The 13,241-nt window shown below is 59.3% G+C and carries 8 protein-coding genes; 2 read left to right on the top strand and 6 right to left on the bottom strand.

Annotated elements, in window-relative coordinates; genetic code table 11:
* Window positions 1-131 precede the first annotated feature (131 nt).
* The 4 genes from ASD32_RS08565 to ASD32_RS08550 all read right to left on the bottom strand — a co-directional run bounded on the left by ASD32_RS08565 (window position 132) and on the right by ASD32_RS08550 (window position 4,083).
* Window positions 132-830, bottom strand: a complete 699-nt coding sequence (locus ASD32_RS08565) for an SMC-Scp complex subunit ScpB (RefSeq protein WP_060637568.1) — start codon at window positions 828-830, stop codon at window positions 132-134.
* Between the two features lie 2 nt (window positions 831-832).
* Window positions 833-1,795, bottom strand: coding sequence for a DUF1403 family protein (locus ASD32_RS08560; protein ID WP_060637659.1), 963 nt, complete (start codon window positions 1,793-1,795; stop codon window positions 833-835).
* Between the two features lie 162 nt (window positions 1,796-1,957).
* Window positions 1,958-3,319, bottom strand: a complete 1,362-nt coding sequence (locus ASD32_RS08555; RefSeq protein WP_244490131.1) for an ATP-binding protein — start codon at window positions 3,317-3,319, stop codon at window positions 1,958-1,960.
* A gap of 41 nt (window positions 3,320-3,360) precedes the next feature.
* Window positions 3,361-4,083 (bottom strand): response regulator, encoded by a 723-nt coding sequence (locus ASD32_RS08550; protein WP_060637566.1) that lies wholly within the window; start codon window positions 4,081-4,083, stop codon window positions 3,361-3,363.
* Between the two features lie 273 nt (window positions 4,084-4,356).
* Here ASD32_RS08550 and ASD32_RS08545 point away from each other — a divergent pair, with 273 nt between their 5' ends.
* Together ASD32_RS08545 and ASD32_RS08540 are read left to right on the top strand one after the other, a co-directional pair.
* Entirely contained in the window at window positions 4,357-5,607 is a 1,251-nt protein-coding gene (locus tag ASD32_RS08545; RefSeq protein ID WP_060637565.1) for an efflux RND transporter periplasmic adaptor subunit, read from the top strand.
* Between the two features lie 9 nt (window positions 5,608-5,616).
* Window positions 5,617-8,763 (top strand): efflux RND transporter permease subunit, encoded by a 3,147-nt coding sequence (locus ASD32_RS08540; RefSeq protein WP_060637564.1) that lies wholly within the window; start codon window positions 5,617-5,619, stop codon window positions 8,761-8,763.
* 916 nt (window positions 8,764-9,679) lie between these two features.
* On the opposite strand, the gene ASD32_RS08535 is transcribed toward ASD32_RS08540, so the two are convergent.
* Both ASD32_RS08535 and ASD32_RS08530 read right to left on the bottom strand, forming a co-directional pair.
* The gene (locus ASD32_RS08535) at window positions 9,680-11,608 is read right to left on the bottom strand and encodes a methyl-accepting chemotaxis protein (protein WP_060637658.1); all 1,929 of its coding nucleotides are present in this window, start codon (window positions 11,606-11,608) and stop codon (window positions 9,680-9,682) included.
* A 464-nt stretch (window positions 11,609-12,072) separates the two neighbouring features.
* A complete protein-coding gene (locus ASD32_RS08530) occupies window positions 12,073-13,017 on the bottom strand; it encodes a hypothetical protein (protein ID WP_156383100.1) in 945 nt (314 codons plus the stop codon).
* Window positions 13,018-13,241: the final 224 nt, after the last annotated feature.

The following is a 13,241-nucleotide window of genomic DNA, read 5'->3' as shown; positions in this document are numbered from 1 at the left end:
AGGAACAGGATCGGCTTCAGGGTGCTCTTAAATTTGCGCTTCATTGTCATCCTAAATGGCCTGCTTACGATCGGCCCCTTGCGATGGCCGCCGCTGATTGTGAACCTGCGTCCGAGGCAAAGAGCTGAACGTCAATCATCCTCATCGTCTTCGTCCAGCCGCGGCTCCATCATATCGAGGTCATCGGCGACTTTCTTGCGGTTGAGCAGTCCGCTATCCTCCAACATTTCAATGTCTGGTAGATCACGCAGCGTATCGAAGCCGAACGCGGACAAGAAGGAAGGTGTGGTCACATAGGTATAGGGCGCGCCGGGCGTCGGGCTGCGGGGGCCGGACGTAATGAGTTTTGCCTGGCGCAGGCCAGCGATCGTGTCGCGGCTGACTTCCTTGCCGAACATCGTCGATAACTCGCTGCGCGTCACCGGCTGGTAATAGCCAATCGCAATCAGGATCATGGCTTCCTGCTGGCTGAACCCTGCCATCGGCTGGGTTGCCGCGCCAGAGGCCCGGATCGCCGTTGCATAGGCGGATCTCGTCCTATGGTGCCAACCGCCCGCGACGGCGACCAGATCGTAGGGCCGCCCGCGCAACTCCTCGCGAATGTCATCGATGACCAGGTCGATATTGCATTCCGGACCAACGACTCGGGCAAGCGTGGCGCGATCAACGGGCGTGGCGGAGGCGAAAATCACTGCCTCGATGCGGTTCATCCACTCCCGCCAGCGCAACGCCGGCGGCAGGGAAGACAGGTCGCGATCAAACAGCACCGCGTCCTGCCCTGCGCCCTTTTTTCTGCGTCCGCCGCTGCTGGCAATATCGGATCCGGACATGGTCACAAGCCGTAAATCCGGAAGGTGGAGCGTCCCGACAGTTCGCGCACGCCGCCCAGCGTTTCCAAGCGCTCGAACAACCGGCGGCTCGCCCAGCGGGAAAGATTGCCGTTGGCCGCAGAAGCCGACAGCGCATCCTCAGCCAGCAATTGCCGGAAGACCGTTTGCGCGCCCTTGGTCCGCACTTTGGGCGCGACGGCCAAAAACTGCGCGGCACGGCGTTCGGTTTCAACCGCCTGGCGCAAGGCCTCCCGGACGCCCTGGATCAGAGCGAGGCAAACCGCCCGGGGAAACGCCTCGTCATCGGGTTTGATGCGCCCTCTTCCCGCCGTCATCCGAAAGGCTGCGTCGTATCGTTGCGCCATCAAAAGAGGAACGGGCCTTTGCCAATTGAGCTTTTTCGCCAGAACCAAGTCCGCCAGCCACCAGGCCAGGATTTCTGCATCCGGCCGAAGACGGCACACGGTCGTGACCAGCCCGGCAACGGCAAACGGTGCCGCCTGCGCATTCTGTCCCAATTCGCATGCAAATCCGGAGAACTGTGCAAGTGTATCGTCCCACTTCATCGCGAAGAGATCCGCGAGATCGCGCAGCGTTTTTTCGTCAAGCAGTCCGGCATCCTGTGCGGGATGCGCCGATAGTCTTCTATAGGCCAAGAAGATATTGCCGGCCGGTCCCGCATCGCCCCCTGGTGCACGCAACAGAACGGCATCGCGCAGCGCTGCGTCGTCTTCCGTTCTCCCGCTGAGCCGCACGGCAGCGGCCGCACATTTCAGCGCAAGACGCTGGCGCCAGGCGCCGGACCAGACAGGCTCCGACCGCACCAGCTGATCCAAGCTGCTCAGCGCTGCCCCGGACATGAACGCGACATCGGCATCGCTCATATCGCCGGAAGGCTTGACCCAGCCGGGGATGACGGGCGTAGCGATCGGCGGGGCAAGCTTTGGCGCTAATTTCGAATCCATGCGAAAAGCATAGGAGATAAGGGCGGTTGTCACTAGAACGAATATTCAAACCGCACAGCATGTTTTGAAACTGGAACATCCAGATTTCAGACCGGGCTGAGATCATAGCCATTAGATCGGACAAGGCCGGCAAGCCATCTCCAGCCGGGCTGCTTATCGGGCCTACCCCACCGGCAAGACCACGACAGCCCGCAAACCAGGATCGTTGGGCGACAGCACGATATCTCCGCCATGGTGGCGCACGATCGCTCTGGCGATCGACAGGCCAAGGCCGACGCCTCCGGTTTCCCGGTTTCTCGATGTCTCCAACCGGTAAAACGGCATGAAAACCTGCTCGAACTGATCCTCAGGAATACCCGGCCCATCGTCCTCGACGAGGATCTCGATCGAATCTGGCAGCCTGCTGACTTTCAGCGAAGCCTTGCCGGCATATCTCAGCGCGTTTTCGATCAGGTTTCGAAGTGCGCGCTTGAGGTTATCCGGACGGCAGCGATAGCTGATCCGTTCGCTTTCCTGGAACGTGACATCATGACCGAGTTCGGCGAGATCATCGCAGAGACTGCCCAAAAGCGCGGCAATATCGATCTTGCGCGTTTCCTCCGCCGTCGCTTCGCTTTTGGCAAAGGACAGCGTTGCCTCCGTCATGGCCTGCATCTCGTCGACAGTCGCTAGGATCTTGCTCTGCAATTCCGGATCGCTGACGAATTCGGCCCGAAGGCGAAGGGTGGTGAGCGGAGTGCGCAGATCATGGCCGATGGCTGCCAGCATCTTCGTGCGATCATCGACAAAACGGCGCAGCCTCATCTGCATGCCGTCAAAGGCCTCGTAAAGCTGCCTTATATCTTCTGGTGCACGCGGCGGAGACAGCTGAATGGCCTCGCCGCGGCCCAGCGCTTCTGCCGAAATGGCGAGACTGCGCAAGGGACGGGCAATCTGGCGGGCAACGAAGACACCGATAACGCTCAGAATAATCGCCGTGATCCCCATCGAGAGCAGGGATTGCATGCCCCAAAGACCAGGTTTCGCAGGCTTGTAATAGACCGCATTGAGCCAGGTGCCGTCATTCACGGGTTGCACAATGCCCATGCCTTCCTGGCCGGAGAAGTGGAGGAAGCGCGCGTTTGCAATATCGGGATCGGATAAGAGTGGTTGCCAATCCGAAACATCGGGATCGCCCAGCGCCACTGGCCGGCTGCCGGATGGCATGGTGAATCCGTCAAGACCCTGCGAGCGGATTAGGTCTTCGATTGGAATGCGCAAATGAGATTGCGCCGTTTCGTACCATGCGCGCGCGTCATTTGCCGGATCACGATCCGATAGCCAGAAGCGCGAATTGCCCACCGAACCCGCTAGGAGAACATTCTGCCGCATGTCCGGAGCAACCTCGGCCAGCATGCTCGATAATGCGTCTGTACGGGCTATGAATTCGCTTTCGATCGTCTGCCGGATCGCTGTTTCGCGCTGCCGCGATGAGATCATGAAGGCGACCGTTTGCCCAACGAGAAGCGCGCCCAAAATGAACACGATGAATTGACCCGCTAAGCTCCTCCTCCACAACGGCACCTTCATTGCACGCTCACCTCCACGGAGAGGCTGTATCCGCCGCCCCAATGGGTTTGAATGATGACCGGGTTTTTCGGGTCCGGCTCGATTTTCTTGCGCAACCGGCTGACCTGGTTGTCAATGCTGCGATCGAAAGAATCCGCCGTGCGCCCGACCGTCAGGTCCAGCAATTCGTCACGCGTGAGCACAGAATGAGGATGGTCTAGGAAAACCTTCAGCAGGCGGAACTCGGCCGTACTCAGTGCCACCCCCAGTCCGTCACGGGACTGAAGTTCCCGCCGGCGCACATGCAGGCGCCAATTATGGAAATCGATGATCTGATTTTTCGCCACTTCCCTTGGCGCCGGTGCGTTGGTGGCGGTCCGGCGCAAAACCGCCCGGACGCGGGCGAGCAGTTCGCGCGGATTGAAGGGCTTGACCAGATAGTCGTCCGCCCCAAGCTCCAGCCCGATGATCCGATCGGTCTCGTCAGCCATGGCCGTCAAAAAAATGATGGGAAGCTGGTTGCCGCTTCGAAGCTGCCGGCAGACCGACAAGCCGTCCTCACCCGGCATCATGATATCGAGAATGATCAGGTCGGCTGCGCCACGTTCCAATATTCTGCGCAAGGCAGCACCGCTTTCCGCGACGCTCACTCGAAAGCCGTGCTGGGACAAATAGGCACCCACAAGATCGCGAATGTCGCGATGATCGTCAACGACGACAATGTGAGGTTCGTTGCTCATTACCGGGCCCGTTGGTTGAGAACCGCACTATATCGCCGCACGGAAATGCAGGCACTCAAAAAATTGTAATAAAGTGTCACAAGCTTGCTGCGGTGCAACAAACTTGGGCAGTGGAAACAAAATATTACAGACTGGAACGTCTCTGGCACATCTCTGCGACAAACGGCGGCTAGCGTGGCCGCACAAGAGCTCTTTTAAGGGCTTTTTCCCGGACAGGCCATTCAGAAAACCGGTCCGTATCAACGAACAACGCTGCTTAAACGAGGATTTCCAATGATCGCGCGACGAATGCCCCTCCATTTTGCCGCAGCCCTCTTGATAACGGCCAGCCTCGCTGGCTGCAGCGACGAACAGGCGGCCGCACCCAGGCCAGCACCTGCCAAAGTACAGGTGAGCGCGCAAACCCTTCGCCCGCAAACGGTGACACTGACCGCACAATTGCCGGGCCGCACAAGCGCTCATATGGTGTCTGAAGTGAGACCGCGTGTCGGCGGTATCGTCCGCACCCGGAATTTCGACGAGGGTAGTGATGTCAAAGCCGGTGACATTCTCTATGAGCTGGATCCGGCCCCGTTCGAAGCCGCCTTCCGAAATGCTGAAGCAGCCCTGCAGCGCGCAAATGGTGCCATTCCCAGCGCCACGGCCCGCCTTGAGCGCTATATGAATTTGACCACGCGCAACGCCGTCAGCCAACAGGACCTGGACGAGGCGCAGACCACCATGCTGCAGGCGCAAGCCGACGTTGCCGCAGCCGCTGCGGCGCTGGAGACAGCACGGATCAATCTGGAATATACCAAGATCCGCGCGCCGATCGACGGCCGCATCGACGCGTCGAGCGTCACGCCGGGCGCGCTCGTCACTGCAGATCAGGCGACGGCACTCGCGACGATCCGGCAGCTTGCCACGATCAATGTCGATGTCGTTCAATCCAGCGTCAATCTGTTAAATTTGAAGAAAGCTGTCGCGGAAAACCGGATCACCACGAATGGCGGATCCGTGACCGTCGAGTTGCTTCTTGAGGACGGGTCGCGCTATCCGCATCCCGGCAAACTGCAGTTCGCAGGCTCGTCCGTGTCCATGACGGCCGGCACGGTCTCGACGCGCGCGCTCTTTCCCAATCCGGATGGATTGCTGATGCCGGGCATGTATGTCCAGGCCATCGTCGAGGAAGGCATTCGCGAAAAAATCTTCCTTCTGCCGCAACGCGGCGTGTCGAGAAATCCAAGGGGCGAGGCAACCGCCAAATTCGTCAATGCGGAGAGCAAGATCGAGGAGCGGGTTATTGCCGTCGATCGCAGCATTGGCAACAGCTGGCTGGTCAGCGGCGGCGTCGCAGATGGTGATCGCCTCGTGGTGGAAGGCTCGCAGCGGGCGCGCGCCGGTCAGGATGTCGAGGTGAGTGCGGTCCGGATCGATGATCGGACCGGTGCTGTGGTGGCCATTACGGAAGGCGCCGACAAACCCGCCGCTCAGGCAAACAGCAACAGCCCTTCACCCGGCATTTCCCTCGCCACGGCCCGCTAGGATTAAGACATGTCGCGCTTTTTTATCGATCGCCCAATCTTTGCCTGGGTCCTTGCCATTATCGTGATGCTCGCAGGCGCCCTGTCGATCACCACGCTGTCCATCTCCCAATATCCGCAGATCGCCCCCACAACCATTCGCATCACGGCGAATTATCCCGGTGCCGATGCCGAGACGGTCGAAAACTCGGTCACAAAGATCATCGAACAGGGCATGACCGCCCTCGACAACCTCTCCTACATCACGTCCAACTCGACCTCGACAGGCCAGGCGTCCATCACATTGACCTTCGACAACGAGGCCGATGCGGACGTGGCGCAGATGCAGGTGCAAAACAGTCTGCAGCTCGTCCAGGGGCGGTTGCCTGACGCCGTACAGAATAGCGGCCTCACTGTCGCGAAATCCGGCGCTGGCTTCTTCATGATCGTGTCCTTCATGTCGACGGACGGAAAGCAGACGGTCAATGACCTCGCCGATTTCATCGATAATTCGCTCAACGATGCGCTGCGCCGCGTGCCGGGGATCAGCGACACGCAGCTGTTCGGCTCGCGTTATGCCATGCGTATCTGGCTCGATCCGGACAAACTGGCAAAATATCAGCTGATCGTCAGCGACGTCACCGACGCGATCGAGGACCAGAATAGCCAGGTCTCGGCCGGGCAATTGGGGGACCTGCCACAAAGACAGGGACAACAGCTGAACGCCAGCGTGACCGCCGGCAGCAGTCTGCAGACCAAGGAGCAATTCGAAGCCATCATTCTGAAAAGCGAGAGCGACGGTGCCGTCGTTCAGCTGAGAGATGTGGCAACCGTCGAACTGGGTGCCGAGAGCTATTCGACAAGCAGTATCTATAACGACCTCGCCGCCGGCGGCATTGGTCTGCGGCTGACCGCCGATGCGAACGCGATCGAGACCGCAAAGGCCGTGAAAACGGTCATCGAGCAGCAGTTGAGCAGCTTCCCTGCCAATGTGCAGGTGGAATACCCCTATGATACAGCACCTTTCGTGCAGCTCTCGATCGAAGGCGTGTTCAAAACGCTCGTCGAAGCCGTCGTGCTCGTGTTCATCGTCATGTTCCTCTTCCTTCAAAATCTACGCGCGACGTTGATTCCCACGCTGGCAATTCCCGTCGTGCTTCTCGGAACCTTCGGCGTGCTGGCGCTCTTCGGCTATTCGATCAACACGTTGACCATGTTCGGCATGGTGCTGGCCATCGGCCTTCTCGTGGACGATGCCATTGTCGTGGTCGAAAATGTCGAGCGCGTCATGGAAGAGGAGGGTTTGGGGCCGCGCGAGGCAACCATCAAGTCGATGGGAGAAATCAGCGGCGCGCTCGTCGGCATCACCACGGTGCTTTCGGCCGTCTTCATCCCGATGGCTTTCTTCTCCGGCTCCGTCGGGGTCATCTACCGGCAGTTCTCGATCACCATCGTTACTGCGATGCTTCTGTCCGTTCTGGTGGCGCTCGTGCTCACCCCGGCGCTCTGCGCGACGATGTTGCGCAAGCCGAAACATCACGCGGACAAGAACGCCTTTTTCCGCTGGTTCAACCGGAGTTTCGAACGCTTCACGCAGGCTTATAAAAGCTGCGTGAATGTCCTGATCCGGCGCATGGCATTCTCTCTGATTTTGTTCGTGGCGCTTTTGGCAGGCACCGTCACGCTGTTGGACCGGTTGCCAACCGGCTTCCTGCCGCAAGAGGATCAGGGCCGTATCTTCTCGAGCATCCAGCTTCCACCGGGGGCAACGGCCGATCGAACCCGCAAAGTGCTCGACACCGTGATTGAACACTTCCGCACACAGGAAGCAGACTATGTCACCGGCGTGTTCGGAATTGTCGGCTTCAACTTCACCGGCCAGGGCCAGAATGTTGCGATCGCCTTCGTCGAACTCAAGAATATGGAGGCGCGCGTAGGCCCGGAAGCCAGCGCACAAGCGATCGTCAGACGTGCCATGCGCGCTTTGGCACCGATCCGGGATGCCAATGTCGTCACCCTCAATCCTCCCGCCATTCAAGGTTTCGGCAACTCGGCCGGTTTCGACTTCTTCATTCGCGACAACCAAAATGCCGGTCATACGGCGCTGATGGAGGCTCGAAACGAGTTGCTCGGCCTTGCACGCCAGAGCGATCTTCTCTCCGGAACACGTCCGAACGGTCTGGAAGACACACCACAATATTCCATCTTCATCGACCGCAGCCGCGCAAGTGCGCTTGGCCTCAATCTCAGCGACATCGATTCAACCCTTTCGACGGCCTGGGGCGGTAATTATGTCAACGACTTCATCGATCGCGGCCGCGTCAAACGGGTCTATGTGCAGTCGCACGCGGATTTCCGCATGCAAACGGAGGATTTCGACCGCTGGCACGTCCGCAATGACCGGGGCGAGGTGGTGCCATTTTCAGCCTTCGCAACCGGCAAATGGACCTATGGTTCTCCACGGCTGGAGCGTTACAACGGCGCCTCGGCCGTACAGATCCAGGGTGCAGCAGCCGCCGGCGCGAGCTCCGGCCAGGCCATGGTCGAAATCGACCGGATGATGGAGCAACTCCCGTCGGGATTCACCCATGACTGGACGAGCCTTTCGGCGCAGGAACGCCTGTCGGGCAACCAGGCCCTCCAGCTCTACGCCATCTCCGTCCTCGTCGTCTTTCTCGCCTTGGCGGCGTTGTACGAAAGCTGGTCTATCCCCTTTTCCGTCATGCTGGTGGTGCCTGTCGGGATCTTTGGAGCTTTGGCGGCGGCGACGCTGTTTGGGCAGGCCAACGACGTCTATTTCAAAGTCGGCCTTTTGACCACGATCGGCCTCGCCGCCAAAAACGCGATCCTGATCGTCGAGTTTGCAATTGCCCAACAGCAGGCTGGCAAACCGTTGCTTGAGGCGACGCTGGAAGCCTCACGCCAGCGCCTGCGGCCGATCCTGATGACCTCCTTCGCCTTCATCCTCGGTGTTCTGCCGCTGGCGATCGCGACCGGAGCCGGCTCAGGCAGCCAGAACTCGATCGGTATCGGCGTGATGGGCGGTATGATTTCCGCCACCTTCCTCGGCATCCTGTTGATCCCCGTTCTGTTCTTCGGAACCCGGTGGATTTTCAAGGGACGCCAGAAGCAAGCAGCATCTCCCGACCATTCGGGCGTAGCAGCGCCGGCGGAATGACGGCACCATAGCGGTCATCCCCTCTCCCTTCGGTGAAAGGGGATGGCTTTTTGACAAAGACGATGGCCGCAGCGATGCGGCCATCGTCTATTTGCATATAGCGTCATTTTTTCTGGTGTTTTGCAGTCGCCTGGCGACATGCGCAAGAAGCCAAAATGCCTGGTCCCGGTGCTCGCAGGAAACTTGTATGTCTGAACCGTGCCTAAGGGGATGGACGGAAGACCGCGCGCGATCCGGTCGTTGGAAACCGTTTGCTGGCTCTGGTCCTTGGGCCGTTTTTGGTGCCCAAACCTGAATAGTTGATGGACGCCGCGACAGCGGAACTCGCCTCACAGAAAGAGGCACGCCGCGATGTCATCGGATGCAATATCGCCAAAGCGCCTTTGGATTCATTCGAAAGCGCCCTCGGTCGCCATGCCAGATCGGCGACGTGCCTACAGCGATTGCCGTTTGGCTCGATGGTCTTGGCGACGGCAAGGTCCAGATCGTCCTTGAGACGACAGACCGCTATGACCGGTCGTTCCGTTTGGCGCTCTAAACTGGGCAGTTTAAGTGGCTCGAACTGAATGAGACCGTGTGGCCGGATAGGCCGGATCACTGGATGTCCTCAGATCAAAACCTGAGGAGGACAAAGACTTGTGACCGCTTTTGCCCGAGACTCCGCTACATTCTCATCGGCATGTCGCCGTGACGATTGTCTGCGGTCCACCGGACAGCTTGGCCTTACAGCCGAGCGCCCGGTAAAGGAGACGGCCGCATCGATGCGGCCACCTCCCCTGTTCAATTGCGATGTCTGCGCGCTCACTTACCGTGCAGCGCAGACATCAGCCTCGTTTTCGCAGGGTCCGGTCACCCCAGGCCCCGCCGTTATTTGACCCGCGGCTTACCCGTCCAAGCCCGGGGCCTGATCCCTGCCTCAAAACTCCTCCCACTGGTTTTCCTTCAGCGCCGCGTTGCCGTTGAAGGCTTTGGCGATGCGGCTGGTGAGTTTGTAGGGCGTGGAGGCTACGGCTGCGTGCCGCGTGTTGTCGGCGAGCATGGCGGCCGGTCTCTTTGCTGCCTGGCCGCCGAGCTGGAACTGGCCGATCAGCTCGCGCAGGCGTCCGGCTTCGCTGGCAAGCGTGGCGCTGGCCGCGTTGCTTTCCTCCACCATGGCCGCGTTCTGCTGGGTCACCTGGTCCATCTGGTTGACCGCCGTGTTGACCTCGGCCAGGCCGATCGATTGTTCCTTGGCGGAGGTTGCGATTGCATCCATATGGCCGTTGATGACGACGATGTAGTCCTCGATGGTCTTGAGCGATTGTCCGGTCTCGCTGACCAGCCGGACGCCGCTTTCGACTTCCACCGACGAGCTCGAGATCAGGCCCTTGATTTCCTTGGCGGCCTGCGCGGACCGCTGCGCCAGTTCGCGCACCTCCTGGGCGACGACGGCAAATCCCTTGCCGGCCTCACCGGCACGCGCCGCTTCGACGCCGGCATTCAAGGCGAGTAGGTTCGTCTGGAACGCGATCTCGTCGATGACGCTGATAATGTTGGTGACCTGGCGCGACGATTGCTCAATCTTGTGCATCGCCTCGATCGCATCCGTGACGATCTGGCCGGAATGCTTGGCGCTCTTGTTGGCTTGAACAGCGACATTGCGGGCCTCGTCAACGCGGCCGAACGAATGCTTCACATTGGTGGTGATCTGGTCGAGCGCTGCGGCGGTTTCCTCGAGCGAGGCAGCCTGCTGCTCGGTGCGCTTGGCGAGATCCTCGGCACTCTGGCTGATTTCCCGCGTGCCGCCGTCAATATGCCCGGTGGAAAGCGCAACGGCCTGCAGCGTGTCGGCCAGCTGGATGACGGCGGCGTTGAAGTCGGAACGCAGGCTTTCATAATCCGGTGCAAAGCGCTCTTCGAGCTTGAACGACAGATCGCCGCCTGCCAGATATTTGAGGCCGCTGGCCAGACCGGAGGTCGCCTGCGCCATTTCTTCAGACCGGATCCGGTCGGTTTCCGCCTTGCGCTTGCGCTCTTCCTCGGTCAGGTTGCGGCTTTCCTGCGCTTCCTCCTCCAGCCGCCGGTTGGCCAGGGCATTGATCCGGAACACTTCGACGGCTGCCGCCATCTCGCCGATCTCGTCGGCCCGGCCGGCAAAGGGGATTGGCGTCGCCGCATCGCCACCGGCCAGTGTCTTCATCGATGCAGTGATGGTTTCGATCGGCCGGGCAACACCGGAAAATGCAAACCAGATCACCGCCCCGATCATGATCAGGCACAGCGCCACCGCGATCGACGATATGGCAAAGATCCGGCTGAAAATCTCCTGAGCCTGATCATGGGATGTCTTGGAGCCGGCAACATTCAGGTCAACGATCTTTTCGATGCCCGAGGCGATCTGTTCGGAGACCGGCTCCATCGCGCCATACATGAAGGCCTGCGCTTCCTCGTTGCGGTTGGCGCGCGACAGAACCAGAAGGTTCTCTCCGGCTTTCACATAATCATCGAATTTGCCGCGCACATCGCTGAGCAATACTCTTTCCGCATCTTCCGAAATGAAGGTTTCGTAGCGCGCGGCCTGCGCTTCGAAATTCTTGCGCTCGGTCAGGATCGCCTGTTCGGCTTCGCCCTGGCGGGTCGCATCGATCGAAAGAATGTGGTTCTTGTAGCTGATCTGGACATTGGCAAGGGCTGCATCCATCGCTTCGGAATATTGCACGCTGGGCAGCCAGTTCTCGGCCATTTCCTCGATATTGTTGTTGATCGTCTGAAGGCCGACCAGCGAATAGACCGCAAAAGCGGCAACGATGGCGGCAAGCAGGCACAGGCTCGATATCAACGCAGTCTTAATTCTGGGACGTCTCATGGCGCATTCCTTGAAATTTTGAAGTTCCAACAAATTGCCCACCAGTCCAAATCATTCGTCCAAGGCAATGAAGAGCGAAGACATCCCGCCTGAAGCGGCTATACCGGCCAAACTGCTTAATTCGCCCATCACACGCACGCTCCCGCGCATGGCAATATTCGACCCCATCCGATCAAATTGGGTCGCATCCAAAAAGGCGGCATGCGGAGGTTGAAGACGCAACGTAAGCAGCAACGAACGGTTTAGCCGGGTAAGGGAAAGGGGTATTGCGGCCTTGCGAATCGGCGGCAGCGTCCCCGGACGTGATCGGGTCCGATAAACGCATCCAGGATAACTTGAAAATGAAAACGCACAGCTGCTCATCCGCAGCAAAACCTGACCCGTTATAGTGCGATCACACGGGCCTTTGACCACTTGAAAAACCGCCCGGAAAAACCAGGCGTTTGGAATTAATAACAGAACATTTACGGTGCTATTGGACCCGGCGGTTCATCAGCGGGAACAGCGGCCGCAGCTGCATCGGCAGCGCGCAAAACAAGCGCGAATTCGAGCGCCGCCATGGTTTCCACCAGGTCGACAAATTTCGGCAGCAACTCGACGGACCGTCCACCGGCCGCCTGAATGATCAGGAGGCCGTTTTTTTCGCTGCTTTCGATCAGCCGCCTCACATGCCCGCGGGAAACGCCGAGCGAGCGGGCGATTTCGCCATAGGAGCACGAGACCGTTCGCTGCCCTGCTGCCTCCGCGTCTATCAGCGCAAGCCACAAGATGAACAGGATTTCCCGTCCGCCATTCTGATCAACAAAAAGGCTGTAAACCGGAATTTTCGGGGCAAACCGCCCACCTTCAGCGTAAAGCCGCAGGATTTCTGCGTAGAAATTTCCGATAAAACGCGGGTTTGAATGCAGCACATCTTCGTACTTGTGTTTCTCGGACAAGAGCTGCAGTGGCCGCAGCATTGCGACCGTGAAGGAGTGGGCAAGGGACAGTCCCCGCTCCGTCAATTCCAGCCGTTTCACCCGCCGGTCAAAGCTGACACTGTCTTGGCGGAGATAGCCGGAATGCACCATGAGGGCCACGAGAGCGGAGACCCGGTTCGGGCCGGAGAGATTATTCTGTGCCGAAAACAGCCGCAATTTCGACAGCGTGGCGCCCGAGCTCGGATCGGAGGCATCCCTGTTCAGACACAGGGCCAGCAGTGCTGCGCCGATCATGTAGCGGGTTTCCTCGCTGACAACCCTGACAAGCATGAAATTGCGGTGAAAAATCTCGATCGACAACTGCGCGAAGAGCCGCAGCGCAGCCTGAAAATTGTCATGCCGGTACACCGCCTTTGCGTCGTCAATAAACCATTTCGGCAAATCGATCGCGTCGATGTTCAAAGCACCGGCTTTGTCAGAACTACTCATGGTCTTGCTATAGAACTCCGTTGATTCCCAATCGGCGGGCTTGCGCTATACACATCTGCAACCAATTCCGGCAAGGCCACTCTCGGTCACGGCATGTAGGTTGCAAGCCAGATGCATGAACCGGCGCGCTGCGGCCGCCGAGCTGGTTTCGCGCCAGCGCAAGTCCACACCGAAATTTGCACCGTGCCTCCCCGTCCGGCGCGATGATCTGGATTCCAGTCTAC

The organism is Rhizobium sp. Root483D2 (assembly GCF_001426685.1).
Taxonomy (GTDB): Bacteria; Pseudomonadota; Alphaproteobacteria; order Rhizobiales; family Rhizobiaceae; genus Pararhizobium; species Pararhizobium qamdonense.
This window is presented reverse-complemented; position numbering and strand designations above follow the sequence as displayed.

Bases quoted from the DNA above. Each gene is read 5' to 3' on its own strand.
- ASD32_RS08565 (WP_060637568.1), bottom strand. From the start codon at position 830: ATGTCCGGATCCGATATTGCCAGCAGCGGCGGACGCAGAAAAAAGGGC.
- ASD32_RS08560 (WP_060637659.1), bottom strand. From the start codon at position 1,795: ATGGATTCGAAATTAGCGCCAAAGCTTGCCCCGCCGATCGCTACGCCC.
- ASD32_RS08550 (WP_060637566.1), bottom strand. From the start codon at position 4,083: ATGAGCAACGAACCTCACATTGTCGTCGTTGACGATCATCGCGACATT.
- ASD32_RS08545 (WP_060637565.1), top strand. From the start codon at position 4,357: ATGATCGCGCGACGAATGCCCCTCCATTTTGCCGCAGCCCTCTTGATA.
- ASD32_RS08540 (WP_060637564.1), top strand. From the start codon at position 5,617: ATGTCGCGCTTTTTTATCGATCGCCCAATCTTTGCCTGGGTCCTTGCC.
- ASD32_RS08535 (WP_060637658.1), bottom strand. From the start codon at position 11,608: ATGAGACGTCCCAGAATTAAGACTGCGTTGATATCGAGCCTGTGCCTG.
- ASD32_RS08530 (WP_156383100.1), bottom strand. From the start codon at position 13,017: ATGAGTAGTTCTGACAAAGCCGGTGCTTTGAACATCGACGCGATCGAT.